This window comes from Streptomyces sp. NPDC003036, from assembly GCF_040611175.1.
GTDB lineage: Bacteria > Actinomycetota > Actinomycetes > Streptomycetales > Streptomycetaceae > Streptomyces.
In genome coordinates this window covers 13314-39591 of record NZ_JBEXNO010000044.1, presented here as the reverse complement: position 1 = coordinate 39591, position 26278 = coordinate 13314, and the positions used below count along the sequence as shown (strand labels likewise).

At 72.7% G+C, this 26278-nt stretch carries 19 protein-coding genes; 11 read left to right on the top strand and 8 right to left on the bottom strand.

What is annotated here, in order from left to right; translation table 11 throughout:
* Positions 1 to 141: 141 nt before the first annotated feature.
* Entirely contained in the window at positions 142 to 1575 is a 1434-nt protein-coding gene (locus ABZX67_RS27410; protein WP_355365259.1) for a Gfo/Idh/MocA family oxidoreductase, read from the top strand.
* A 39-nt stretch (positions 1576 to 1614) separates the two neighbouring features.
* Here the strand turns inward: ABZX67_RS27410 and ABZX67_RS27405 are convergent, their stop codons facing one another.
* Complete coding sequence (locus ABZX67_RS27405; RefSeq protein WP_355365256.1) at positions 1615 to 3234, bottom strand: peptide-N4-asparagine amidase; 1620 nt, start codon at positions 3232 to 3234, stop codon at positions 1615 to 1617.
* Between the two features lie 194 nt (positions 3235 to 3428).
* Between ABZX67_RS27405 and ABZX67_RS27400 the strand changes: the two genes are divergently transcribed.
* Both ABZX67_RS27400 and ABZX67_RS27395 read left to right on the top strand, forming a co-directional pair.
* Positions 3429 to 5231, top strand: coding sequence for an ABC transporter ATP-binding protein (locus tag ABZX67_RS27400; protein ID WP_355365253.1), 1803 nt, complete (start codon positions 3429 to 3431; stop codon positions 5229 to 5231).
* Positions 5228 to 7009, top strand: a complete 1782-nt coding sequence (locus tag ABZX67_RS27395) for an ABC transporter ATP-binding protein (protein ID WP_355365250.1) — start codon at positions 5228 to 5230, stop codon at positions 7007 to 7009. The genes ABZX67_RS27400 and ABZX67_RS27395 overlap by 4 nt, the downstream gene beginning before the upstream one ends.
* 15 nt (positions 7010 to 7024) lie before the next feature.
* On the opposite strand, the gene ABZX67_RS27390 is transcribed toward ABZX67_RS27395, so the two are convergent.
* The 3 genes from ABZX67_RS27390 to ABZX67_RS27380 form a co-directional block, all read right to left on the bottom strand.
* Positions 7025 to 7909, bottom strand: a complete 885-nt coding sequence (locus ABZX67_RS27390) for a hypothetical protein (RefSeq protein WP_355365247.1) — start codon at positions 7907 to 7909, stop codon at positions 7025 to 7027.
* 514 nt (positions 7910 to 8423) lie between these two features.
* Positions 8424 to 10376: an NAD(P)/FAD-dependent oxidoreductase gene (locus ABZX67_RS27385; protein ID WP_355365244.1), complete on the bottom strand. Its 1953-nt coding sequence runs from the start codon at positions 10374 to 10376 to the stop codon at positions 8424 to 8426.
* A gap of 68 nt (positions 10377 to 10444) precedes the next feature.
* On the bottom strand, positions 10445 to 11236 hold the full coding sequence (locus ABZX67_RS27380; protein WP_355365241.1) for a metal-dependent hydrolase: 792 nt from the start codon (positions 11234 to 11236) through the stop codon (positions 10445 to 10447).
* A 63-nt stretch (positions 11237 to 11299) separates the two neighbouring features.
* On the opposite strand from ABZX67_RS27380, the gene ABZX67_RS27375 reads away from it, so the two are divergent.
* The 4 genes from ABZX67_RS27375 (at position 11300) to ABZX67_RS27360 (ending at position 16611) form a co-directional block, all read left to right on the top strand.
* Positions 11300 to 13873, top strand: a complete 2574-nt coding sequence (locus ABZX67_RS27375; protein WP_355365238.1) for a DUF3516 domain-containing protein — start codon at positions 11300 to 11302, stop codon at positions 13871 to 13873.
* Between the two features lie 11 nt (positions 13874 to 13884).
* Complete coding sequence (locus ABZX67_RS27370) at positions 13885 to 14751, top strand: acyl-CoA thioesterase II (RefSeq protein WP_355365235.1); 867 nt, start codon at positions 13885 to 13887, stop codon at positions 14749 to 14751.
* A gap of 216 nt (positions 14752 to 14967) precedes the next feature.
* Positions 14968 to 16020 (top strand): hypothetical protein, encoded by a 1053-nt coding sequence (locus ABZX67_RS27365; RefSeq protein ID WP_355365232.1) that lies wholly within the window; start codon positions 14968 to 14970, stop codon positions 16018 to 16020.
* 102 nt (positions 16021 to 16122) lie between these two features.
* The gene (locus ABZX67_RS27360) at positions 16123 to 16611 is read left to right on the top strand and encodes a glutathione peroxidase (protein WP_355365230.1); all 489 of its coding nucleotides are present in this window, start codon (positions 16123 to 16125) and stop codon (positions 16609 to 16611) included.
* A 6-nt stretch (positions 16612 to 16617) separates the two neighbouring features.
* Here the strand turns inward: ABZX67_RS27360 and ABZX67_RS27355 are convergent, their stop codons facing one another.
* A complete protein-coding gene (locus ABZX67_RS27355; RefSeq protein WP_355365227.1) occupies positions 16618 to 17148 on the bottom strand; it encodes a thermonuclease family protein in 531 nt (176 codons plus the stop codon).
* 208 nt (positions 17149 to 17356) lie between these two features.
* Between ABZX67_RS27355 and ABZX67_RS27350 the strand changes: the two genes are divergently transcribed.
* Positions 17357 to 18043: a triacylglycerol lipase gene (locus ABZX67_RS27350; RefSeq protein ID WP_355365224.1), complete on the top strand. Its 687-nt coding sequence runs from the start codon at positions 17357 to 17359 to the stop codon at positions 18041 to 18043.
* 19 nt (positions 18044 to 18062) lie between these two features.
* On the opposite strand, the gene ABZX67_RS27345 is transcribed toward ABZX67_RS27350, so the two are convergent.
* From ABZX67_RS27345 to ABZX67_RS27335, 3 genes are read right to left on the bottom strand one after another with little or no spacing between them, the layout of a single operon-like run.
* Positions 18063 to 20351 (bottom strand): FtsX-like permease family protein, encoded by a 2289-nt coding sequence (locus ABZX67_RS27345; RefSeq protein ID WP_355365221.1) that lies wholly within the window; start codon positions 20349 to 20351, stop codon positions 18063 to 18065.
* A 5-nt stretch (positions 20352 to 20356) separates the two neighbouring features.
* Complete coding sequence (locus ABZX67_RS27340) at positions 20357 to 21124, bottom strand: ABC transporter ATP-binding protein (protein ID WP_355365218.1); 768 nt, start codon at positions 21122 to 21124, stop codon at positions 20357 to 20359.
* Positions 21121 to 21636, bottom strand: a complete 516-nt coding sequence (locus ABZX67_RS27335) for a PadR family transcriptional regulator (RefSeq protein WP_355365215.1) — start codon at positions 21634 to 21636, stop codon at positions 21121 to 21123. The genes ABZX67_RS27340 and ABZX67_RS27335 overlap by 4 nt, the downstream gene beginning before the upstream one ends.
* 122 nt (positions 21637 to 21758) lie before the next feature.
* Between ABZX67_RS27335 and ABZX67_RS27330 the strand changes: the two genes are divergently transcribed.
* From ABZX67_RS27330 to ABZX67_RS27320, 3 genes are all read left to right on the top strand, one after another.
* Positions 21759 to 23045, top strand: coding sequence for an ABC transporter substrate-binding protein (locus tag ABZX67_RS27330; protein WP_355365212.1), 1287 nt, complete (start codon positions 21759 to 21761; stop codon positions 23043 to 23045).
* A 219-nt stretch (positions 23046 to 23264) separates the two neighbouring features.
* Positions 23265 to 24932 (top strand): glycoside hydrolase family 13 protein, encoded by a 1668-nt coding sequence (locus ABZX67_RS27325; RefSeq protein WP_355365209.1) that lies wholly within the window; start codon positions 23265 to 23267, stop codon positions 24930 to 24932.
* On the top strand, positions 24929 to 26278 hold the full coding sequence (locus ABZX67_RS27320) for an ABC transporter substrate-binding protein (protein ID WP_355365206.1): 1350 nt from the start codon (positions 24929 to 24931) through the stop codon (positions 26276 to 26278). The genes ABZX67_RS27325 and ABZX67_RS27320 overlap by 4 nt, the downstream gene beginning before the upstream one ends.

The following is a 26278-nucleotide window of genomic DNA, read 5'->3' as shown; positions in this document are numbered from 1 at the left end:
CCTCCCCCGCGTCCACGAGAGTCCATGGGCTCGCCCCAAGAGTCCAATCCGCGCTCTTGCGCACCCTGAGCCCCGACCGCCAGGGTCCTTCCCGGGATTCATGAACCCAGCCGCGCACATCACGCATGTACGGGAGGTTCGATGAACGACGCAGCACCCGGGAACCAGGACTCGCCCAGCCGTCGCTCCGTCCTGCGGACCACGGCGGGCGCGGCGGGGGTGGTGGGCGTGTCGGGGGCCGCCGGGCTGGGCCTCGGCCCGCTGGGCGGCGCCGCGGCCGCCGACACCCCGGCCGGCGCTCCCGCGGAGGCGCCCGTGCCCCGGCGCCAGGGCAGCACCATGGCGGGTGTGCCCTTCGAGCAGCGGTCGACCGTACGCGTCGGGATCATCGGTCTCGGCAACCGCGGCGGCAGCATGATCGACCTGTTCCTCGCCCTGTCCGGCGTACGGGTGGTGGCGCTGTGCGACCCGGTCAAGGCGAAGGCGGAGCGGGCGGCGGCCAAGGTGGTGAAGGCCGGTCAGCCGTCCCCCGCCGTCTACACCAAGGATGAGGGCGACTACGTCAACCTCTGTGCGCGCGGGGACGTCGACTTCGTCTACGTGGCGACCCCGTGGGAGTCCCACTTCGAGATGGCGAAGGCGGCGATGCTGGCGGGCAAGCACGTCGGCGTCGAGTGCCCCGTCGCCATGCGCCTGGACGAGCTGTGGGCGCTGGTGGACCTGTCCGAGCGCACCCGCCGCCACTGCATGCAGCTGGAGAACTGCTGTTACGGCAGGAACGAGATGCGGGTGCTGCGCATGGCGCACGCCGGCGTGTTCGGCGAGCTGCTGCACGGGGCGGGCGCTTACAACCACGACCTGCGGGAGCTGATGTTCTCGCCCACGTACTACGAAGGTCCGTGGCGCAGGCTTTGGCACACGCGGCTGCGCGGCGATCTGTACCCGAACCACGGTTTCGGGCCGGTGGCCAACTACATGGACGTCAACCGCGGCGACCGGGTGGTGAGCATCAGCAGCTTCGGTACGCCGTCGCTCGGGCTGGCCGAGTACCGCGAGGCGAACATGCCTCCCGGTGACCCGAGTTGGAAGGAGACGTACATCGGCAGCGACCGCACGATCAGCATGGTGACGACGGCGAAGGGGCGGGTGATCCGGCTGGAGCACGACGTGTCGACGCCGCACCCGTACAGCCGGATCAACAGCCTCGGCGGGACGAAGGGCGTCTTCGAGGACTACCCGGCCCGGATCTACGTCGAGCCGGACCACAAGGGCCACCAGTGGGGTGACTTCTCGGCGTACGCGACGGAGTTCGACCACTGGCTGTGGAAGGAGCACGCCAATCCGCCCGGCGGGCACGGCGGCATGGACTACATCATGGTCTACCGCCTCATGCAGTGCATGCGGCTCGGGCTGGTCCCGGACTTCGACGTGTACGACGCGGCGACGTGGACGGCGCCGGTCCCGTTGAGCCACGCCTCGATCAAGGCGAAGGGCGCGCCGCAGCAGATCCCCGACTTCACGCGCGGGGAGTGGAGGAAGCCGCGCTCCGGGGTGGATTCGGTCAAGCCGCGGTAAGCGCGCTGGGGCCCGGTGTCGCGCCGGGCCCCAGGTGTGTCAGCAGCGGCGGCGGTCCTCCGTCAGCGTGCCCTGGACGGCGGTCAGGGTGCGGTCGTGGCAGCCCGCCGAGCCGTGCAGCCGGTAGCGCTCGGTGGTGGTGCCCACGGCGTGCCGCTGGTCGCGCGGGACGCCCGCGGTGTACGTCGCGTCGCCCGTGTACGTGTCGTCGAGGCGCGTCCACGACGGCCGCTCGCCACCCCGCAGGACGAGGGTGTGGGCGCGGTCCCCGAGCGTGAGGACGGTGCGCAGCCGGTCTCCGGCGCCGAGCGTCGTCTCGCCGTCCATGGTGTACGTGCGCTGGGTGCGGGTCACGGTCCGCCCGCTGGTGACGGTCTCGTCGTCCGTCCAGGTCGCCGTCAGCGCGTCGGTGGTCTCGCCGTCGGTCCAGCGGTGGACGGAGGTGTGGGCGAGGGCCCGGGTGACGGTCGTGGGGACGCGGCCGTGGGAGGTGTCGAGGTACCCGGCGACCGTCAGCCGGTGCGCGGCCTCGGTGGCGAGGCGGTGCTCCCGACCGGGTGTGTACGCCGTGGAGTTGTCGGGCGTGCCGGTGTCGTGGCGGGTCAGCGCGCCGGTGACCGCCTCGCGCCCTTCGTCCTGCCAGAGCAGGAGGTTGGTGGGCGTGGACCAGCCGGGCGCTCCGGCGGGCACCCCGGCGACGGTGACCTCGATGCGGTGCGGCCGTCCGTCGTTCAGCAGGGCGGCGAACGGCGTCAGGTCGTACACGACCGGCTTGACGTCGAAGGCGCGCGGCGCGGGGGTGACGTACCAGAGGAAGGGGTTGGACCAGCCGCCGGTCCAGACCGTGGGGAACGGTGCGGCGATGCCCGCGAGGCGCCCGTCCACGCTGATGCGCACCTCGCGGTGCGGGCCGTCGGAGGCCTTGCAGGAGTAAGGGGCCGCGTCCGGGACGGACAGGTACCAGTACTCCTCGCAGCCGCCGCCGGAGCCGGTGGCGTACACCTCGGCGAGGATGCGTTCGGAGTTGCGCGGCAGCGGCGGTGACGGGGTGTCGAGCGGGATCACCCGGTCGGGGACGTCGGCGGAGGGGCCGGGTCCGCCCTCGGGGGACGCGTAGAAGGTGAGGGTCACGGTGACGTCGATGACGCCGGTGTACGTGTCGTTGACGACGTTCCCGATGAGCATCTCGACGGGCCCCGGGCGGCGCAGTGTGTCGCCGTAACGGGTGACATCCTTCTCCACCGACCAGGTGATGCCGTCCGGTGAGGGCTGCGGGGTGGAGGTGCGGAAGATCTCAACGCCGCCGAGGGTGAGGTTGCCGAGGCGGTCGTACTGCCGTCCCTTCACGCTGCCGTCGAGCCGCAGCACCACCGCGCTCCAGCGGTCGCCGCAGCCCTTCGGGGGCGTGTAGGCACCCTTGTACGGGGTGAAGTCGCGGAACTGCGCCTTGGCGAGGGTCACTTCGCAGGTGCGGACGCCGGTGGGGCGCGGGACGGGCGGGGCGGCGGTGACGGGATCGTGCCAGTCGGTGCCGAACTCCGCGGGCGGCTGCGGTCCGGTCGGGGCTCCGGCCCCGGAAGCGGGTGCGGCGGGGAGCAGCGCCGTCGCGGCGGCCACAAGGATGGCGCCGAGCATGCTCATGACTGTTCGTTGTCTCATGGGCCGCGAGTGAAGCGCGCACCACCGGAGTGCGCCAGACAGTCCGGCGGCCCTTGGCGCGTTTCGTTCGTCCGGCCGGAAAATCGATTGCCGACCCCGGGCCCGGAAGGCGAACCTTGCACGGCTTCTCCGCCACTTCCCCGGCTCTTCCCGCCTCCCTCCCCGCCTTCCGCCGCTGAGATCCCTGGGACGTCATGCAGATTCACCAGCTTCCGTACGCCGATCCCGGTGACCCCGACGTACGGTCGGGCACGCGGTTCCTCGTCTGGCTGGGCCGCAACCAGCTCGGCGGCCAGCTCACCCCCCTGGCCTGGGGTCTTCTCCTCCAGCTCGGCATCGCCGGGCTCCCGCTGGGCGTGGGCCTCGCGGTGCAGGCGGTCGTGGACGGCTCCGCCCACCGGCTCGCGCTCGCCGGCGCGCTGCTGGCGCTGCTCGGCGCGGCCATCGCGACCGGTGACACCATGGAGCACCGCACCGCCGTCACCAACTGGATCACCGCCGCCGCCCGGGTGCAGCAGCTGCTGTCCCGCAAGACCGCCGAGCTCGGCGCGGTGCTGACGCGGCGGGTCGCCGCCGGTGAGGTCGTCGCCGTGTCCACCGGTGACGTCGAGAAGATCGGCTGGTTCGTGGAGGCGCTGTCGCGGTTCGGCGCGGCGGTCCTCACGCTGGTCGCGGTCTGCGTCGGCCTGGTGTTCTACGCGCCCGCGCTCGGCATCGCCGTGGCCATCGCCGTCCCGGTGCTGGCGCTGGCGCCCCTGCCGCTGCTGCCGCGCGCCACGCGGCGGGCGGACGTCCAGCGGGAGAAGGCCGGGCGCGCCACCGAGCTGGCCTCGGACACGGTCGCGGGCCTGCGCGTCCTGCGCGGCATCGGCGGCGAGGAGCTGTTCCTCGGCCGCTACCGCGCCGCCTCCCAGGAGGTCCGGGAAGCGGCGGTGCGCAGCGCCCGCATGTGGGCGCTGATCGCGGCGGTCCAGGTGCTGCTGCCGGGGCTGCTGCTGATCGGTGTGGTGCTGTACGGCGCGCGGCTGGCCCTCGACGGGCGGATCGCGGTCGGTGAACTGGTCACCGTCTACGCCGCGGTAACCCTCACCCACTACCCGCTGCGGACGGTGGAGGAGATCACCATGGCCTTCGCCTTCTCGCGGCCCTCCGCGAAGCGCGCGGCGCGCGTGCTGTCCCTGGCGCGTACGACGACGGTCACCGGCTCCCACGGGTCCTCCTCTTCGCCGAGCGGTGATCTGTACGACCCGGTGACCGGGCTGCGCGCCCCCGAGGGGCTGTTGACCGCCGTGGTGTGCGGTGACCCGGACGCCGCCGGCAGGCTGGCCGACCGGCTCGGCGGGCACCCGGCCGAGGAGACGGACGGCCACGCCTCGGTGCTGCTCGGCGGCGTACCGTTGAACGAGCTGCCGCTCGACGCGGCGCGCGCCGCCGTCCTCGTACAGGACAAGGATCCGGTGCTGCTGTCCGGCACGCTGCGGGAGCTGCTGGACGTGCCGTCGTCGGGTGCGGTGAGCGCCGAGGAGGCGCTGGCGGCGGCGGAGTGCGGCGATGTGCTGGACGCGCTCGCGCAGGCGTCGGTGGGCGCGGACGGCGATCCGATGCGTACGCGGATCACCGAGCGCGGCCGGTCGCTCTCCGGCGGCCAGCGCCAGCGGCTGGCGCTGGCGCGTTCGCTGGTGACCGACCCGGGCGTGCTGGTGCTGGACGAGCCGACGTCGGCGGTGGACTCGCACACCGAGGCGCGGGTCGCGGCGGGCATCGCGCGGTTGCGCGCCGGGCGGACGACGGTGGTGCTGGCCTCTTCGCCGCTGCTGCTGGACCGCGCGGACCGGGTGGTGCTGGTCCACGAGGGCGCGGCGGTGGCGGTGGGCACGCACCGCGAGCTGCTGCGCACGGAGCCCCGGTACCGCGCGGTCGTGACCCGCGAGACCGACGAGGAGCCCGCCGTCACAGCGACCGCACACGACCTGGTGGACCTGGAGGAGAAGGCATGATCGGCATGGCGCCACCGGCGTACGACCCGGCGGCTCCCGAGACCGCGACGACGCTGCCGGTCGGCGGCGCCGCGACGGTCCGCGCGTACGTGGCGGAGCTGCTGCGCCGCCACCGCACGGCGTTCACGGTGCTCGTCACCGTCAACGCGGTCGCGGTCATCGCCTCGATGGCCGGCCCGTACCTGCTCGGTTCGCTGGTGGAGCGGCTCGCCGCCGGGGAGCGCGAGCTCCATCTGCCGGGCACCGTCGCGGTGTTCGTCGCCGCCCTGGTGGTGCAGACGGTGTTCGTGCGGCTGGTGCGGCTGCGCGGAGCGATGCTGGGCGAGGAGATGCTGGCCGACCTGCGCGAGGACTTCCTCGTACGGTCGGTGGGGCTGCCGCCCGGCGTGCTGGAGCGCGCGGGGACCGGCGACCTGCTGTCCCGGATCACGACCGACATCGACCGGCTCGCCAACGCCATGCGCGAGGCGGTGCCGCAGCTCGCCATCGGCGTGGTGTGGGCGGGGCTGCTGATCGGCGGCCTCACGGTGACGGCCCCGCCGCTGGCGCTCGCGATCCTGGTGGCGGCGCCGCTGCTGATCGCGGGCTGCCGCTGGTACTTCCGGCGGGCGCCGTCGGCGTACCGCTCGGAGGCGGCGGGGTACGCGGCGGTCGCCGGGGTGCTCGCCGAGACGGTCGACGCGGGCCGCACGGTCGAGGCGCACCGGCTGGGCGCACGGCGGATCGCGCTGTCCGACCGGCGCATCACGGAATGGACGGCGTGGGAACGGTACACGCTCTTCCTGCGCTCGGTGATCTTCCCGGTGATCAGCGTCACGCACACCACGGTCCTCGCCTCGGTGCTGTTGATCGGCGGCTTCTTCGTGCTGCGCGGCTGGCTGGACGTGGGGCAGCTGACGACGGGTGCGCTGCTGGCGCAGATGCTGGTGGAGCCGGTCGGGATCATTCTGCGCTGGTACGACGAGCTGCAGGTGGCGCAGGTGTCGCTGGCCCGGCTCGTGGGCGTGCGCGAGATCGAGCCGCACGCCGGAGACCCGGCCGTACGGCCCGACGGGCGCGCGGTGCGGGCGGACGACGTGCGCTTCGGGTACCGGGAGGGCGTGGACGTCCTGCACCGGGTGTCGATGGACGTCGCCCCGGGCACGCGCCTGGCCCTGGTGGGCCCGTCGGGCGCGGGCAAGTCGACGCTGGGCCGGCTGCTCGCCGGGATCTACGCCCCACGCTCGGGGCGCGTCACGCTGGGCGCGGCGGAGCTGTCGCGGATGCCCGCCGAGCGGGTCCGCGCGCATGTGGCGCTGGTCAACCAGGAGCACCACGTCTTCGTCGGCACGCTCCGGGACAACCTGCGGCTCGCGCGGGCGGAGGCCCCGGACGCGGAGCTGTGGGCGGCGCTGGCGGCGGTGGACGCGGAGGCGTGGGCGCGGGCCCTGGAGGCCGGCCTGGACACCGAGGTCGGCTCCGGCGGGCTGGCCCTGACCCCGGCGCAGGCCCAGCAGATCGCGCTGGCCCGCCTGGTGCTGGCCGACCCGCACACCCTGGTGCTCGACGAGGCGACGTCCCTCCTGGACCCGCGCGCGGCCCGCCATCTGGAGCGCTCGCTGGCGCGGGTGCTGGACGGCCGGACGGTGGTGGCGATCGCGCACCGGCTGCACACGGCGCACGACGCGGACGTGATCGCGGTCGTCGAGGACGGCCGGATCAGCGAGCTCGGCAGCCACGACGAGCTGGTCGCGGCGGACGGCGCGTACGCGGCCCTGTGGCGGTCTTGGCACGGCTGAGCGGCTGGGGGTCCGTCACTCGTGCACGCCGGGCGTGAGTTCGACGCGCACACCGTCGCCCTCCCGGATGACGTAGACGGAATCGGTTGTGGCATTCCACCCCACCGGCACGGTGTAGTAACGCCCCTCACGGGCCACGATCAGGCGCAGGCCCTCGTAGCGGTGGCGAAGGTGGACGTGCTCGCCGAGAACTTGGTGGCGGAGGCCCGGGGACCGTGACCAGATTCCGAGGCTGTGCGAGCTGAACACCATCACACCGGTGCGCTCGTCCACGTGGCGGGCGTCGTGCCTGGCGTTCCGCTCCCCGATCTGGCCCGCGGCGAGGGTGACGGACCAGAGCAGGAACAGCATGGCGGCGAAGACGGGTACGGCAATGTCCCGCAGCCTCCTCGGCTGATCGACGTCGGTCTGTCGTGCCGCACCCAGCAGCAGGCCGACGCCGATGACGAACGGGCCCGCCCAGCGGTACGGCAGCAGCAGTTGCCATTGCCACCACCCCACGAGCAGCAGCAGGCCCGCGACCACGAGGACCCAGTAGTAGCGGGCCAACACCGACGTGCCGTGCGACGCGCCGCGCACCACGCCGCCGGGCAGCGCCTGCCGCGGGCGGCGACCGCCGATGGCGAGCGCGATGAGCAGCACGACCGCGCTCACCAGGACGGGAAAGGTCATCAGGTGCAGGCTCTGGAGGACGTATTCGGCGAACCCCAGCCCCAGGGAGAAGGGCGAAAGGTGGAAATGGCCGTAGTACGCGCTCGTGTAGATCACGCCCACGTAGAACATCAAGGCGGCGACGAACGACGCCTGGGCCACCACGATGTTGATCAGCGCGGTGGGCGACGCCGGATCCGGACCCTCCGGCTTGGCCCATCGCGTGACGCCGGACTGCGGCTCGCTCACGTCCCGCCCGGTACCGACTGATCCGGAGACGGAGGAGCCGACTCGGTGGGAGCGATGTCGGGGTCCGTGTCGGAGGGCCGGGTACGCGTGGGCAGAGGCCGGGGCGGAGGGACGGACTCGCCTCCATAGGACGGTTCGTCGGCCGCTGACGGCGGGGTGCTCGGGGTCGGAGGCGCGGGGCTGGGAGACGAAGGGCTGGGCGATGAAGGGCTGGGCGACGGCTCTTCACCGTCGCGTTCCGCTCCCGAACCGCACGCCGCGACGAGCCCGAGGGACGCCGCGAGCACGCCGACGCGCGCCACCCAGCCAAGGCCGTGCCTCATCCGCGCTCCCCAGTCCTCTGCTCCGACAGGTGGGGATCGTAGACAGCGTTTCGCTCTTCGCCCGGTGCCCGGGGCGAGCCGTGAGCCCACACCGCTCGATCGGAGCAGCCGCGCTGCCCTCAGGGGGCCCTCTCGCCGCCGCGACGGACATGACCGGGGCGCCCCCCTGCGGGCGCCCCGGGTGCCACCGGTCAGCGGGTGCCGTGGACCTCCAGCGCCGCGCGGACCGCCGATTCCAGGGCGCCTTCGATCCAGGCGGGCTTGACCGAGGTATGGCAGCCGGCGAAGTGGAGCGGGCCTTCCTGGGTGCGCATGTCGAGGAGGATCTCGGTGTGCTGGCCGGGGAGCAGGACGGACGCCTCGCCGTAGGCGTACGGGTCGCGCTGCCAGCTCTGGGTGCGGCCGACGCCCGTGAAGAAGACCTCGAGCCGCCGGCCGTACACCTCCTGCATGCCGCGCAGGGCGAGCGCGTAGCGGGCCTCGTCGTCGTAGGCGTCCCAGCGCCTGGCGTCGTCCGCCCAGCTGTAGGAGGCGAGGACGACCCCGCCGGCGCTGCCGGGGACGGGGTGGGAGGGGTTGAACATGAAGCGGTTCGGGTTGTCGGTCACCGAGCCGCCGCCGATGACCCCGGCCGCCTCGGGCTGGTCGCGGGAGACCCAGGCGTTCGCCGCGTAGTGGGTGCGCTGGTCCTCGGAGAGGTGGCCCTTGGGCACGGACGGGTGCTTGCCGAGGAGCCGTCCGTCCGGCGGCACCTGGCCCTTGCGGTACCGGTCGTACAGCCCGGGCTCCATGGCTTCCAGCTCGCGGCGCCAGTCGTCCTCGCCGAACTCCCACCAGCGGCGGCTGAATTCCAGGAGCACCTTGGTGGCGCTGTCGTAGTGCACCTCGGTGAGGGCGCGGCGCTTGTCGTACGAGAGGGGAGGCGCGATCTGGACGTGCTGGAGGCCCGAGAAGGGGATGGTGACGATCGCCGCGTCGCCGGTGAACCGCTCGCGGACGACCTTGCCGTTCCGGCCTTCGGAGACCGTGTCGACGACCACCCGCTCGCCCTGCTCCCGGGTCTCGATGCGGGTGACGCGGCGGTCGAAGCGGACGTGGTCGCGGACCTGCTCCAGGAGCGCGTCGGCGAGGACGGCAGTGCCGCCGACGAGCTCGTAGAAGGCGGTGCCGGGGCTGATCAGCGCCTGGCTGATGAAGCTGTGCAGGAAGGAGAGCGGCAGCCTGGAGGTCATGTTCTCCAGGGTTCCGATCAGGTCGACCGTGCGGGTGTCGAGCCCCGCGTGCTCGGTCAGGAACCGGTACATCGACCAGTCGCCGAAGCGCTGGACGATCCGGGCCCACCCTTCGAGCAGCTCGGGCATCGGCTTGTCGGCCCGGGTGCCGTCGGGGCGCTTCACGCTGTACTCGTCGCGTACGGGGTCGAGGGCCTGGCGCACGATGTCGGCGGCCGGGACGTCCTCGTACTTCTTCGGTACGCCGAAGGAGCGGTTGACGGCCCGGGGGTCCTTGGCGTAGTCGGCGCGGCGGGCCCTGATGCCGTTGACGCTGATCCAGGTGCGGGAGCGGGGGGTGCCCTCGGGGTCGGTGTCGACGTAGCGGAAGGGCCGCCGCTCGATGCCGAGCTTGTCGATCAGCCCGATGACGAGCGGGTGGCTGCCGGGGATGCGCATGGCGCCGGCCTCGGCGTACTGCTTCGGATCGGCGAAGGCCTGGGCGGCGTTCTCGTGGCCGCCGGTGCGGAAGGTCTTGATGCGGCCGCCGGCGCGGTTCCCGTTGGCCTCGATGACGGTGACGTCGTGGCCCGCGCGCTTCAGCAGGTGGGCCGCGGCCATGCCGGCCGGTCCGGCGCCGAGGACCAGCACCTTCTTACTGCCCGAGGCGCCTTTGGGCAGTCCGCCGCGGAGGAGGATCTTCTCGTAGCGCGGGACCAGCGGCTGGTCGTCCTCGTCGAGTACGAGCAGGGCGCGGGCGACGGCGAGGCAGGTATCCCAGTCGGCGGTGGAGCGGGGCGCGGCCACCGGAGCCACGGGAGCCGCAGGGGTGGCAGGGGCTGCCGTGGCGGGTGACGCGGGGAGCAGGGAAGCGGCGGCGGCCGTGGAGGCGGCGGCGGTCAGCTGACGGCGTGTCAGGTGCGGGGAATCCATGATCAGAAGAAAGCGGATCTTGGTGATCCCCGAAGGGGCTTCGTACCTCTTTCACCCGAACGGGACGATCAGATGAAGTTCAGCGCCGACGCGCCGCCCACCCCGCCCAGCAGCATGAACGCCGGCATCAGCACCTTCAGCTCCACCCAGCTGCCCGCGCGGAACCGCATCCCCTTCGGCGGCCCCAGCGCGTACCAGCGCTTGCCCCCGATGGGGATCGGCCACAGGATCGGGCAGCCGGAGACGGTCAGGGCGTCACCGATGTCGTGGACGAGGGCGCCGAGCACGATCGGCAGGCCGAGCCACAGGTACTCCATGCCGGGCTCCGTGAAGAGCCAGTCCGCGCCATGGCCGGGCTTGTCCAGGATGCCCGCGAGGATCCACGCGCTGGTGGCGCCCAGCAGCCACACCAGGACGTCGCTGGACATCCGGGCCGCCCGCCACAGCAGGCCCTCGACGGCCAGCACCAGGTGGACGAAGAGGATGGCGAGCACCGCCCAGCGGTCGCAGGTGACGGCCAGCGCGGACGCCCCCGCGCCGCACAGCACCGCCCACACCCAGGTGTGCGTGAGGGTGCGGTGGCCGCCGCTCCTGCGGGCGTCGGCCCGTGTCTTGGTGGCCTTGTAGACGGCGTACGAGAGCTTGTCGACGATCTCGCAGAGCCCGCGCGAGATCGGGCCGAAGGCGCGCGAGATGGTCGCCGACTTGTGGTCGAGGTCGGGCGCGAGGGCCGCGCCGGCGCAGATCAGGGCGCCGACGACGAGCACCGGCCAGGGCATCGGATGCCCGGCCGCGGCGGTCGCGGCCCCCACCCCCAGCCACGCGGCCGCGCCGGAGAGTGAGTGTGCCGGTCCCATCATGTGCGTTCCCCGCCCCGTTTGGTTCTGTCATGCGCCCCGGTTGACGGGACAGGGTATCGCTCTGTGATCTTCGTACCGGTGGCCGGTTCCCACTCAGGGGCGTCCGCCAGGCAAGATGGGGGCGTGACCCTTATCGATCAGCTGCCGCCCGACGCCGACCCCGATGCCCTCTTCGAGGCCTTCTCGTCATGGGCCGAGGGCCAGGGCATCACGCTCTACCCGGCCCAGGAGGAGGCGCTGATCGAGGTGGTCTCGGGGGCGAACGTGATCCTCTCCACCCCCACCGGATCGGGAAAGAGCCTGGTCGCGGCGGGTGCGCACTTCACCGCGCTCGCGAACGACCAGGTGACCTTCTACACCGCGCCGATCAAGGCCCTGGTGTCGGAGAAGTTCTTCGACCTGTGCAAGCTCTTCGGCACCGAGAACGTCGGCATGCTCACCGGCGACGCGTCCGTGAACGCCGACGCGCCCGTGATCTGCTGCACGGCCGAGGTGCTGGCCTCCATCGCGCTGCGCGACGGCAAGGACGCCGACATCGGCCAGGTCGTGATGGACGAGTTCCACTTCTACGCCGAGCCGGACCGGGGCTGGGCGTGGCAGATCCCGATCCTGGAACTGCCGCAGGCGCAGTTCATCCTGATGTCGGCGACGCTCGGCGACGTCTCGATGTTCGAGAAGGACCTGACCCGCCGCACCGGCCGCCCGACCTCGGTGGTCCGCTCGGCGACGCGGCCGGTGCCGCTGTCGTACGAGTACCGGCTCACGCCCATCACGGAGACGCTGACCGAGCTGCTGGAGACCAAGCAGGCGCCGGTCTACATCGTGCACTTCACGCAGGCGCAGGCCGTCGAGCGGGCGCAGTCGCTGATGAGCATCAACATGTGCTCGCGCGAGGAGAAGGACAAGATCGCCGAGCTGATCGGGAACTTCCGCTTCACCACCAAGTTCGGCAAGAACCTCTCGCGGTACGTCCGGCACGGCATTGGCGTCCACCACGCGGGCATGCTGCCCAAGTACCGGCGCCTGGTGGAGAAGCTGGCGCAGGCCGGTCTGCTGAAGGTGATCTGCGGTACGGACACCCTCGGCGTCGGCGTCAACGTCCCGATCCGCACCGTGCTGTTCACGGCGCTCACGAAGTACGACGGCAACCGCGTGCGCACGCTGCGCGCCCGGGAGTTCCACCAGATCGCGGGCCGGGCCGGGCGCGCGGGCTTCGACACGGCCGGGTTCGTGGTCGCGCAGGCGCCCGAGCACGTCATCGAGAACGAGAAGGCCCTCGCGAAGGCGGGCGACGACCCCAAGAAGCGCCGCAAGGTGGTCCGCAAGAAGGCGCCGGAGGGCTTCGTCGGCTGGACGGAGAACACCTTCGAGAAGCTGATCGCCTCCGAGCCGGAGCCGCTGACCTCCCGCTTCCGCGTGACGCACACCATGCTGCTGTCGGTGATCGCCCGCCCGGGCGACGCCTTCCGGGCGATGCGCCGCCTGCTGGAGGACAACCACGAGCCGCGCAAGAACCAGCTGCGGCACATCCGCCGCGCCATCGCGATCTACCGCTCGCTGCTGGACGGCGGAGTCGTCGAGCAGCTGGACCAGCCGGACGCCGAGGGCCGTACGATCCGGCTCACCGTCGACCTCCAGCAGGACTTCGCGCTCAACCAGCCGCTGTCCACCTTCGCGCTGGCGGCGTTCGAGCTGCTGGACCCGGAGTCCCCGTCGTACGCCCTCGACATGGTGTCGGTGGTCGAGTCGACGCTGGACGACCCGCGCCAGATCCTCGCCGCCCAGCAGAACAAGGCGCGCGGCGAGGCGGTCGGCGCGATGAAGGCGGACGGCGTCGAGTACGAGGAGCGGATGGAGCGGCTCCAGGACATCTCGTACCCGAAGCCACTCGAAGAGCTGCTGTGGCACGCGTACAACACGTACAAGAAGTCCCACCCGTGGGTCGGCGACCACCCCGTCTCGCCGAAGTCCGTCGTCCGGGACATGTACGAGCGGGCGCTGTCCTTCACCGAGTTCACGTCCCACTACGAGCTGGCGCGCACCGAGGGCATCGTGCTGCGCTACCTGGCGTCCGCGTACAAGGCCCTGGACCACACCATCCCGGACGACCTGAAGACGGAGGACCTGGAGGACCTGATCGCCTGGCTGGGCGAGATGGTGCGGCAGGTGGACTCCTCGCTGCTCGACGAGTGGGAGCAGCTGGCCAATCCGGAGGTGGAGACCGCCGAGGAGGCCCAGGAGAAGGCCGACCAGGTCAAGCCGGTCACGGCCAACGCCCGCGCCTTCCGGGTGCTCGTGCGCAACGCGATGTTCCGCCGCGTCGAGCTGGCGGCGCTGGACCGCTTCTACGAACTCGGCGAGCTGGACGCCGAGTCCGGCTGGGACGCGGAGGCGTGGGAGGAGGCGATGGACGCGTACTGGGAGGAGTACGACGAGCTCGGCACCGGCCCCGACGCGCGCGGCCCGAAGCTGCTCTCCATCGAGGAGGACCCGGCCCACGGCCTGTGGCGCGTCCGGCAGACCTTCGCCGACCCCAAGGGCGACCATGACTGGGGCATCAGCGCGGAGGTGGACCTGGCGGCCTCGGACGAGGAGGGCCGGGCGATCGTGCGCGTCACCGACGTCGGCCAGCTGTAGGAGGACCCCGTATGACCAACCCCGCCGAGCGACTCGTCGACCTGCTCGACCTGGAGCGGATCGAGGTCGACATCTTCCGTGGCGCGAGCCCGCAGGAGTCCCTGCAGCGGGTCTTCGGCGGCCAGGTCGCCGGTCAGGCGCTGGTCGCGGCCGGCCGCACCACGGAGGGCGACCGGCCGGTGCACTCGCTGCACGCGTACTTCCTGCGGCCGGGCATCCCGGGCCTGCCGATCGTGTACCAGGTCGAACGGGTGCGGGACGGCCGGTCGTTCACCACCCGCCGGGTCACGGCGATCCAGCGCGGTAAGACGATCTTCAACCTGACGGCCTCCTTCCACCAGCCGGAGGAGGCGGGCTTCGAGCACCAGCTGCCGCCGCGTCTGGACTTCCCGCCGCCGGAGTCGCTGCCCTCGGTCGCGGACGAGATCCGCGAGCACCTGGGCGCGCTGCCGGAGGCGCTGGAGCGGATGGCGCGCCGCCAGCCCTTCGACATCCGGTACGTGGACCGGCTGCGCTGGACGGCGGAGGAGGTCAAGGAGGCGGACCCGCGCAGCGCGGTCTGGATGCGCGCGGTGGGCCCGCTGGGCGACGACCCGCTGGTGCACACGTGCGCGCTGACGTACGCCTCCGACATGACCCTGCTCGACGCGGTGCGCATCCCGGTCGAGCCGCTCTGGGGGCCGCGCGGCTTCGACATGGCGTCGCTGGACCACGCGATGTGGTTCCACCGGCCGTTCCGTACGGACGAGTGGTTCCTGTACGACCAGGAGTCCCCGATCGCGACGGGCGGGCGGGGTCTCGCGCGCGGGCGGATCTACGACCGCGAGGGGCGGTTGCTGGTGTCGGTGGTACAGGAGGGGCTGTTCCGGCGGCACTGAGGTCCGCGAGCCGACACGACGTGTGATGCGTGGGCGAAACGATCACATGCGGCAGTATCTGGGCCAGGGACGCGGTGGGCCGAGCCGATCGACGTCGCCGCCGGATCGCGGCGGCATCGGCCGGTCCCCGGGTCCTCCCCTCCGCCCCGGCTCTGGATCGTGCAGGTCATGCTGCGAAGACTTCGTGTCCTCTTCCTCGCGCTTTTCGCGTCTCTCGTGCCTCTCTCGCTCCTCGCGCTGCCGGCGTCCGCCGTCCCGGCCCAGGCGCAGGCACAGGCACAGGCGGCCCGGCAACTCCCCGGCGGCAAGGTGAACTTCGTCGTCGCCGTCGGCCACATGACCGCCACCTCCCGCGCCAACCGGGTGCGGCTGGGCACGTACTCCTTCGACGCCGCGAGCGGCACGGTCGCCGCCCGCATACACCGGTGGGACCACACGGAGCCGCGCGCGCGGGTCGGCACGGGGACCGTACCGGACGACTCGTGCTCCACCACGTCCCCCTCCACGAGTGCCACGCTCGTCCGCACCTGTGAGATCCAGACGGCGGGTGGCTTCGCCGCCGAGCCCACCGACCTCGGTTCGGGCAGATACCAGCTGCAGACGGAGACGGTCGACGGCCGGACGGCGTCCGTCCTCTGGATCCTCTGGGACACCACCCCGCTCAGTACGGAGAAGTGGGCGGTGGAGACCACGTCGACGCTGGCCCGGCTGTCCTTCGTGTACGCCACCGACGCCACGACCGGTTACGGCTACGGCAGCAACGCCCCGTTGACCACCCGTCAGGCCATGACCGCCGTGCGCGACCACCCGGCCCCGCTCCACCTCCAGGGGCAGACCTGGGCCCACGACCAGGTCACCACCGCGGGCGGCCTGTTCCAGCACCGGTCGTTCCAGACCTGTGTGAGGACGACCTGGTGCCTGACGCATCTGCAGCCGACGTCGACGCGCGCCTGCCAGGCGACCGGCGGCTGCCCGAACCACGGCGGCGGCACTCCGGCGAACGTCACCTCCATCCAGTACTACCTGCAGTCGCTGTCCCCCCAGGACCGGCGGGACACCCTGTGGCACTGGTGCACCTGCCTGGCCCTGGAGCAGGGCCGGACCTGCTACACGGGCAACTCACACGTGAAGCCGATACTGCAGATCATCGACGACGCGGGCACCTTCCGCGGCTGGGTCGGCGTCGAGGCGTCCTTCTACCCGTTCGCCGACGCGGACCCGCGCTCCCACGACATGCTCGGCGTCTTCCGCCTCACCGACTGGACGTGACACGGGTGAGCGGGCCCGGCCGGGCCGGGGCAGGGTGGCGACGGCCGGGCTGCTTTCATGGAGTCCGTACCGTGCCCGCTCTCCACCCCGCGAGGAGCTTCCATGTCCCTGTACGACATCCCGCTGCGCACCCTGTCCGGCGAGCCGACGAGCCTCGCCGAGTACAAGGACAAGGCGGTGCTGATCGTCAACGTCGCGTCCAAGTGCGGTCTGACGCCGCAGTACGAGGGGCTGGAGCGGCTGCAGCAGCGGTACGGCGACCGGGGGTTCACGGTGCTGGGCGTGCCGTGCAACCAGTTCGCGGGACAGGAGCCGGGCACGGCGGAGGAGATCGCGACGTTCTGCTCGGCGACGTACGGGGTGACGTTCCCGCTGCTGGAGAAGTCGGACGTCAACGGGGACGGGCGGCACCCGCTGTACGACCGGCTGACGGAGGTGGCGGACGCGGACGGCGAGGCGGGCGACGTGCAGTGGAACTTCGAGAAGTTCCTCGTCGCGCCGGGCGGCGAGGTCAGCCGGTTCCGTCCGCGCACCGAGCCGGAGGCGCCTGAGCTGGTCACGGCGATCGAGGCGGCGCTGCCGGCGGCCTGACGCGCGTCAGCGGGCGGGGCAGGCGGACCACAGGCCGGCACCGGCCTGGCGGGCTGCCTGCTCGGCCCTGGTCATCGTGGGCCAGTACTTGTCGTTGGGCTCGAACAGCACCTTGGTGGCGTGGCCGCTGCGGACGAGGGACTCGTTGACGAAGACGTCCTTCTCGTTCCACACGTAGAGCAGGTACCGGTCGAAGCGGTCCTTGAGCTCCACGTCGCGTTCCGTGCGCAGTCTGCTGCCGACCGGGAGCAGTTCGGCGGTGCGGGCCGTGGCCTGGCGGCTGAAGCACTCGCCGCGCTCGGGGGTGTCGATCTCCAGCAGGCGTACGCGCGCGATCTCGCCGTTGGGGATGACCCGGCCGTCGCCGCGTACCTCGACGGTGTCGCCGTCGATGACGCGCAGGACGACCGGTCCGCGTTGCCGGGGGTCCGGGTTGCCGGGCTGTTCCGTGGTGGGGGCCAGGGTGGCGAGGCCCAGAACGGCGGCGGCAGAGGCCAGGACGGCGGTGGTCCGGCTGCGGGGCGAGGAGCGGTGCATGGCGCCCCCTCTCAGCGGGGTTTCCGTTCTCCCAGTACAGCACCGTGCCGTGGGCAGGGCGACCGCGACGGGTGACCGCGAGCAGGTGACCGCGACGATCCCGGGCTCGGGGTTCGCGCACGGGTTCGTGCAGCACCATTGACTTCTTTCGACTACCTGCCAGTAACCTCCTCTCGCGCCCCCCACGCGGCCCTCACCGAGGTAGGTCATGAAGAAGTACCTGCTGTCGCTTCACGTCGCCGTCGTGGGCACTCTGCTCGGCCTGAGCACCGCCGTCCCGGCCGACGCCGCCACCGGCTCCACCACGCCCACCCGGCACCCCGTGCTGTTCGTGCACGGGTACAACTCGTCCGGCTCGTACTGGAACACCATGGCGGACCGCTTCCGCGCGGACGGCTGGCCCTCCTCCCATCTGCGGCAGTGGAGCTACGACTGGCGCCAGTCCAACGCCACCACCGCGCAGGAGGTCTCGGCCCAGGTCGACCGGCTGCTCGCCGAGACCGGCGCGAGCCGGGTCGACGTCATCACCCACTCGATGGGCGGGCTGTCCAGCCGCCACTACGCCAAGGAACTCGGCGGCAGCGCGAAGATCGACGCCTGGGTCTCCCTCGGCGGCCCCAATCACGGCACCGACGCCGCCAACTCCTGCTACGACACCTCGTGTACGGAGATGCGCATCGGCTCCGCCTTCCTCACGGCGCTCAACTCCGGCGACGAGACCCCGGACGGGGTACGGCACGCCACGTGGTGGTCGCCGTGCGACGGCTTCATCAACCCGGACAGCAGCGTCGCCCTGAGCGGCGCGGCCAACACCCGGACGGCCTGCCTCGGGCACAGCGCCCTGGGCACCGACCCGGTGGTCTACGGACAGGTCCGGGACCTCGTGCACCGCTGACGCACCCGGGGCCCGCCCGTCACGCCACCGCGCTGAGCGTGTCCGCCAGGCGGTGGCGGGCGGAGCGCGCCGCCGGGAGGGCGGTGAGGGCGACCGCGCCGAGCACGGCGGCCGCGGCGAGGGCCGCGAGGTGCGGCGGGGGCGGGGCGTGGGCGATGCCCGCGCCGATGCCGGTGGCGTGCGCCTCGTGGTCGATGAGCCAGTGCGCGAAGGGCACGCCGAGGGCGGTCGCGAGGAGCGTGGCCGCCAGGGCCGTACAGCCGATGGCCGTCACGGTGACCGCCGCGATCTGGCGTGGCGACAGGCCGATGGCCTTGAGCGCGAGCAGGTCGCGCTCGCCGTCGCGCAGGCTGCCGCCGATCGCGGTGGACAGTTCGGTGAGGCCGATCAGGGCCAGCACGGCGATCAGGCCGACGACGACGCCCCGCAGCGCCGAGAGGCGGTCGGCCGGGGTGGTGACCTCGTGGACGTCGAGCCGGCCTTCGGAGGCGGCGGCGAGCTCGGCGCGGACCGCGCCCGGGTCGGCGCCGGGGGCCAGCTGGAGCTGGTAGAGGGTGGCGCGCAGAGCCGGGTCGTTCTCGCGGAGGGTGTCGAGCGAGGTGGAGATGACCCGGCCGCCGTTCTCCGGTTCGATGCTGCGGCCCACCAGGTGCAGCACCTGCGGGTGGCCGCCGACCGTGACGCGGACCCAGTCGCCGACGCGTACGCCGAGGAGGTCGAGCAGCCCCTGCCCGGCCACCGCCTCGTCGGGGCCGTGCGCCGGGCGGCCCTCGGCGATGGAGTACGGGTAGGGCGCGGCGCGGGTGCCGAGGCCCCGCAGGGCGATGGTGCCGGTCTGGCCGGGGACGAGGGCGGCGACCTCCAGGCCGGGGTGCGCGGCCCGGACGGCGGGGTGCGCCGCGAGGAGCGCGGCCGCCTCGCGGTCGGTGAGGCCCGCGTCGGGGCGTGCGGTGAGCGCGGCGGCGAGGCCCAACTGCTCGGGGCGGCTGTCGAAGCGCTCGATGGTCGTCCAGGCGCCGAGCGCCACGATGATCAGGAGCAGCGGCAGCGCGAGCCGTCCGATCGTGGCGGGGGCCCGCCGCCCGCGCCCGAATGCCTGGTGCCATCCGAGGACGAGCGCGGCCGGCACCCCGAGCCCCAGCGCCGCGCGGGTGGCGCGCGACAGCCCGGCCCCGGGGGCCGCGCCCGTCGGCAGGACCGGTACCGGTTCCACGCGGCCCGCGCGCCAGGCGGCCAGGCAGGTCGCCGCGCCGATGAAGAGCACCGCCGCGACGGGCACCGCGAGCAGCGCCGCCGTGTGGCCGGGCAGACCCTGCCAGACCGCGACCGCGTCGCCGAGGCGGCCCGGCAGGCGGGCGCCGAGCGCCTGGACGAGCACGGTGGCGAGGGTCGCGCCGAGCGCCGCGAAGGCGAGGTGCTGGACGAGGAAGACGCGGACGACCTGGCCGGGGGTGAAGCCGATGGCCTTGAGGACGGAGACGTCCCGCAGGTGGCCGCGCACCCGCGTGCTGATGGCGCCGAAGACGGCGAGCGCGGCGGCGATCAGCGCGCCGAGGCCGAAGAGCCCGAGAACCTGGCCGAGCAGCCGGGTGTCGCCCTGCGCCTCGGCGCGGGTCTGCTGCCAGGTGGAGACGTCGGTGACGGCGCGGGCGCCGAGCGCGGTGACGGCGCGCTGCACGGCGTAGCCGGTGGCGTCGGGGTCGGCGAGCCGCAGCCCGACGACCTGGCCGCCGGTGCGGTCGGCGGGTACCGCGGCCGGCAGCGCCCACAGGGTGCCGGGCCGCTCGCCGGGGCGGTAGCGGGGTTCGGCGGTGTCGGCGACGCCGACGACGGTGAGGGGGGCGCCGGAGGGCAGGGTGATCCGGTCGCCGGGTTCGGCCCACAGGGCGCGGGCGAGGGTGGACTCCAGGACGACGCCGTCCGGGACGGCGGGGTCGAGCCAGCGGCCGGAGGCCAGGAGCGGGCGGCCGGTCGCGGGCGGGCGCGGGTCCGCGGCGCGCAGTTCGACGGCGGCCCGGGCGCCGCGCGAGGCGACGGTGGTGGTCGCGGTGCGGTAGGGGCCGGCGGCCTCCTCGCCGCCGTCGAGCGAGGCGAGCTTGGCGGCGTCGGCGGCGGGGCCGGTGTGGATCCAGACGTGGGCGCCGCGCGACTGGGCGAAGAGCCGCTGCCAGGGGTTGGTGGCGTAGCCGAAGAGGGCGGTCGCGAGGAGCAGCGAGGCGACGATCCCGGCGGTCGCGGCGATCATGAACAGCGCCTCGCCCCGGTGGGTGCGGAGGTCGGCGTGCGCCCAGCGCAGCATGGCCCGCACGCCGGTCAGTCCTTCAGTTCGTTCAGTTCGAGGACGCCGGACAGGCCGCGGCCGGTGCGGCGCGGCGGGGTGGCGCCGAGTGCGGCGTCGTCGGCTATGCGGCCGTCGAAGAAGCTGATGACCCGGTCCGCGGCGCTGGCGAGCCGTGCGTCGTGGGTGACGAGCACGATGGTCTGGCCGCGCCCGTGGAAGTCGGTCAGCAGCCGCATCACCTCGCGGGTGCCCTTGCTGTCGAGGCTGCCGGCCGGTTCGTCGGCGAGGAGGAGGCGGGGCTGGTTGACCAGGGCGCGGGCGAGGGCGACGCGCTGCTGCTGGCCGCCGGACAGCTCGCCGGGCATGGAGCGCTCCTTGCCCTCCAGGCCCAGCTCGGCGAGGAGCTGCTCGCGCGCGGCGCGGGCCTGCCGGGCGGAGCGGCCGGCGAGGAGGGCGGGCAGCTCGACGTTGTCGGCGACGGTGAGGTTGGAGACGAGGTTGAAGAACTGGAAGACGATGCCGATGCTGCGGCGCCGCTCCACGGCCCAGCGGGCCTCGCTGTAGCCGTCGGTGCGCTCGCCGTCGAGCCACAGGGAGCCCTCGTCGGGGCGCTGGAGGCCGCCCAGCAGGTGCAGCAGGGTGGACTTGCCGGCGCCGGAGGGTCCGGTGACGGCGACGAACTCGCCGCGCCGGACGGTCAGGTCGACGCCGCGTACGGCGTGGGCGGGCGCGCCTTCGCCGTGGTGGGTCTTGACGAGCCCCTCGGCGCGCAGCAGGGGTATGTCGCGGGAGTCCGTCACCGCAGCTCCTCCAACTCCTCCTGGCAGCGCTCCAGCCAGTCGAGGTCCGCCTGGAGGTGGAGCATGGCGCCCTCGATCAGCAGGTGGGCGATGCGGTTGTCGCGGTCTTCGGTGGCGGCCAGCTTGGAGAGGTTGCGCATGGTGTTGAGGTACTCGCGGCGCTGTTTGTTGATGAGGGCGATCTGGTCGGCGAGGCCGGTCCGGGGGGCGAGGGCGAGCTTCATGAAGAACTCGTCCCGGACCCTCGGTTCGTCCGCCGTCTCCTCGAACCAGGCGCGCAGCGCTTCCTGCCCGGCGTCGGTGAGGCGGTAGATCTTCTTGTTGGGGCGGCTCTCCTGGGCGATCTCCTCGCCCTCGATGAGCCCGGACTTCTCCAGCCGGCCGAGCGTGACGTAGATCTGGCCGACGTTGGTGGGAGGGTACGCCGCGCCCAGCAGCTGCTCAAGGTCCTGCTTGAGCTCGTAGCCGTGGGCGGGTCCGCGGGCCAGCAGGGCGAGGAGGGGAAGCCGCACCGGTGCCGTCCTCCTCCGCGTGCTCCCAATGTGATGTGAGCTCTAGTATCGCCCATGCCTAACGGGTATACATGCCCTGACGCCGGACGAAGGTGTACGGCGCCGTGCTCAAGGAGGAACCTATGCGGTGGATGCGCGCCGCCGGTAGGGGGCTCCTCGCGGTCGCCGTCGTCCTGAGCGGGTTCGCGGCCTCGGCCGCGCCCGCGAACGGCGAGCGGGCGGCCGGGGTGCGCGGCGACGGGCGCGGGCCCATGACGCTGGCCACGGCCGGGGACCTCACGGGCTATCTCGGCCCGGTGCTGGAGGGCTGGAACCGCGACCACCCGGGCGAGCGGGTCACGCTCGTCGAGCTGCCGGACTCCGCCGACGAGACCCGCGCGCAGATGATCACGGATCTGCGGCCGGGCGGGGGCCGCTTCGACGTCCTCAACATCGACGTGGCCTGGACCTCCGAGTTCGCCGCCGCGGGCTGGATCGCGCCGCTGGAGCGCGACCGCTTCCCGCTGGAGAGCTTCCTGCCGCCCGTGGTGGACACGGCGACGTACGAGGGGAAGCTGTACGCCGTCCCGTACGTCACCAACGCCGGGATGCTCTTCTACCGCAAGGACCTCCTGGACCGGGCGGGCGCCCGCCCGCCGCGCACCTGGGCGGAGCTGGAGCGCCAGGCGCGGACCATCGCCCCGAGGTACGGGGTGGGTGGTTACGCGGGGCAGTTCCTGCCGTACGAGGGGCTCACGGTCAACACCGCCGAGGCGGTGTACTCGGCGGGCGGCGCGATCCTCGGCGACGAGGGCGAGCGGGTCGCCGTGGACTCGGCGGCCGCCCGCGCCGGGATCGGGTTCCTCGCGCGCGGGGTGCGCGACGGCTGGATCCCGCGCGAGGCCCTGGCGTACAAGGAGGAGGAGTCCCGGCAGGCGTTCCAGGACGGCAGGCTGCTGTTCCTGCGGAACTGGCCGTACGCGTACGCCGGCGCCTCCGGCGCGGGGTCGAAGGTCGCGGGGAATTTCGGCGCGGTGCCGCTGCCGGGGCCCGACGGGCCGGGCACGAGTGTGCTGGGCGGCTCCAACCTGGCGGTGAGCGCCCAGGCGCGCCACCCCCGGTCGGCGCGCGACCTGATCGCGTACCTGACCGGCGAGGAGGTGCAGCGCCGCGTCCTGACGGAGGGCGCGCTGCCGCCGGTGCGGGCGGCGCTGTACCGGGATCCGGCGCTGGTGCGGCAGTTCCCGTACCTGCCGGCGCTGCGGGCGAGCGTGCTCGCGGCGGCGCCGCGCCCGAAGAGCCCGCACTACGAGCAGGTGAGCCTGGCGGTGCAGGCGGTGGCGCACGACGCGATGGCGCAGCACCAGACGCCCGAGGCGGCGGTGCGGCGGCTGGCCGGCGAGCTGGCGGCGATCGCCCGCCGTCGCTGACGGCCTCGTCGTCGACCCTCTTACGTACCTGTTAGGTATCAGGAGTCGGACCTGACCCGCCCTTCCCAGGGGGTCATATCGGTACATAAACTCCCAACCACCTGCTGTTTGCTGCACGTTCATTGACACCCCCTCGACCTGGATACCTAACATGCATGCATAACCGCTACCCGCTCTGGGTGGCGTGCACCCCTTCACGCAGAAACAGGTCAACGGGTGATGCTCACAGCCCTCAGCAGCCACCACTGGTGGCGCGACGCGGTGATCTACCAGGTGTACGTCCGCAGCTTTCTGGACAGCACCGGCGACGGGATCGGCGACCTCGCCGGGGTCCGGGCCGGACTGCCCTACCTCAAGAAGCTCGGTGTCGACGGCATCTGGCTGAGCCCCTTCTACCCGTCACCGCAGGCCGACCACGGCTACGACGTCGCCGACTACTGCGACGTGGACCCGGTCTTCGGCGACCTCGACGAGTTCGAGCGGCTGGTCGCCGCCGCGCACCGCCTCGACATCAAGGTGCTCCTCGACATCGTCCCCAACCACTGCTCCAGCGAGCACGTCTGGTTCCGCGAGGCGCTCGCCTCCGGCCCCGGCAGCGAGGCCCGCGCCCGCTTCCACTTCGCGGAGGGGCGCGGCCCGGACGGCGACGTACCGCCCAACAACTGGCACGCCATGTTCGGCGGTCCGGCGTGGAGCCGGGTGCTGGAGGCGGACGGCACGCCCGGCCAGTGGTACCTGCACATGTTCACGCCCGAGCAGCCGGACCTGAACTGGCGCAACCCCGAGGTCGGCGCCCACTTCGACCACGTCCTGCGGTTCTGGCTGGACCGGGGCGTCGACGGCTTCCGCATCGACGTGGCCGCCGGGCTCTTCAAGCACCCCGAGCTGCCCGACTCCCCCGACCCCGAGGCCGACGCCCGCACCCGCGACTCGGTCAACCCGCTCGCCTGGAACCAGCCCGAGGTGCACGACGTGTGGCGCGCCTGGCGGGCCGTGTGCGAGGAGTACACCGCCCGCGACGGCCGCGAGCGGCTGCTCGTCGGCGAGGTGTCCGTGCCGACCGCGCGCGAGCACGCCAAGTACGTGCGCCCCGACGAGCTGCACCAGGCGTTCTTCTTCGACCTGCTGAGCGCGCCCTGGGACGCCGACACCTTCCGCAAGGTCATCGACGAGGCCATCCGCGACATCGCGGGCACCGGCTCCACCGTCACCTGGGTGCTCAACAACCACGACCAGGTGCGCACCGTCACCCGCTACGGCGAGTCCGGCACCGAGGGCACCGGCCTGGGCGCCGCCCGGGCGCGGGCAGCGGCGCTGCTGATGCTGGCACTGCCGGGCGCCGCGTACATCTACCAAGGCGAGGAGCTGGGCCTGCCGGAGGTCGTGGACCTGCCGGACGAGGTGCTCACCGACCCAATCTTCCGGCGCACCGGCAGCCGGGCCCGGATCCGCGACGGCTGCCGCGTGCCGCTGCCCTGGTCGGGGCACGCCTCGCCGTTCGGCTTCTCCACCGGGGCCGAGGGCGCGCGGCCGTGGCTGCCGCAGCCGGGCTGGTTCGCCGAGCACGCCACCGAGCGGGCGCTGGCGGACACCCGCTCCTTCTGGCACCTGTACCGCGAGGGCCTGCAACTGCGGCGCGGGCTGCCGCAGTTGGGCGAGGGCACTCTGCGCTGGCTGGACGACACCCCGCCCGGGGTCCTCGCCTTCGTACGCGGCGACGGCCTGGTCTGCGCCGTGAACTTCACCACCGCCCCGGTGCCCGCCCCGGTCCCCGGAGCGCCCCTGCTGTCCAGCGGCATCTGCCCGGACGGCTCCCTGCCCGGCTCCACCGCCGCCTGGTGGATCAGCGACGACCACACCACCACCCCGAAGGGATCACAGAGATGACGCGACGACGGACAGTGCTCGCCCGCTGCTCGGCCCTCACCCTCACCCTGGCACTCGGCGCGACCGCCTGCGGCGGAGGCCCGGTCGCCGCGGGCGGCGGGAGCAAGGAGCTCAGCGGCCAGACCCTCAACGTGGCCGGGGTGTGGTCGGGTGCCGAGCAGAAGAACTTCCAGAAGGTGCTGGACGCCTTCACCGAGAAGACCGGCGCGAAGACGCAGTTCACCTCGACCGGCGACAACGTCTCCACCGTCGTCGGCAGCAAGATCGAGGGCGGCAACGCGCCCGACGTGGTGATGGTCCCCCAGGTGGGCGTCCTGCGGCAGTTCGCCGAGGAGAAGTGGCTCACGCCGCTGTCCCCGGCCACCGTGAAGTCCGTCGACGCCAACTACGCGCCCGTCTGGAAGGAGTACGGCTCCGTCGACGGAAAGCTCTACGGCCTGTACTTCAAGGCCGCGCACAAGTCGACGGTCTGGTACAGCCCGGACGCCTTCGAGCAGGCGGGAGTCACGCCCCCGAAGACGTACGAGGAGATGCTGAAGGCGGGGCAGGCGGTCTCCGACTCGGGTCTGCCGGCCTTCGCGGTCGCCGGTGAGGACGGCTGGACGCTCACCGACTGGTTCGAGAACATCTACCTCTCCCAGGCGGGACCGGAGAAGTACGACCAGCTGGCCCGGCACGAGATCAAGTGGACCGACCCGACGGTCGTCAAGGCGCTCACGACGCTCGGCGCGCTCTTCTCCGACAAGAAGCTGATCGCGGGCGGCCAGAAGGGGGCGCTCGCCACCGACTTCCCCGGCTCCGTCGAGAAGGTCTTCGGCCCGGAGCCGGAGGCCGGGATGGTGTACGAGGGCGACTTCGTCGCCGGGATCGCCAAGGACCAGTTCGGGAAGAAGATCGGCGAGGACGCGCGGTTCTTCCCCTTCCCGGCGGTCGCGGGCGGCAAGGCGCCGGTGGTCAGCGGCGGTGACGCGGCGGTCGTCCTCAAGGACGGCAAGAACCAGAAGGCCGCCATGGCGTTCCTGGAGTTCCTCGCGACGCCGGAGGCGGCCGCCGCGTGGGCCGAGGCAGGCGGCTTCCTCTCCCCCAACAAGAAGCTGGACCTCGCCACGTACGGGGACGACACGCTGCGCGAGACCGCCAAGTCGCTGATCGCGGCCGGGGATTCGGTGCGCTTCGACATGTCGGACCAGGCTCCGGCGGCGTTCGGCGGCACCAAGGGCGCGGGCGAGTGGAAGCTGCTCCAGGACTTCCTGCGCGACCCGAAGGACCCGGCGGCCACGGCGGCCGCGCTGGAGGCCGCGGCGGCCAAGGCGTACCCGTCGGGCGGCGCGGGCGGCAAGGGCTGA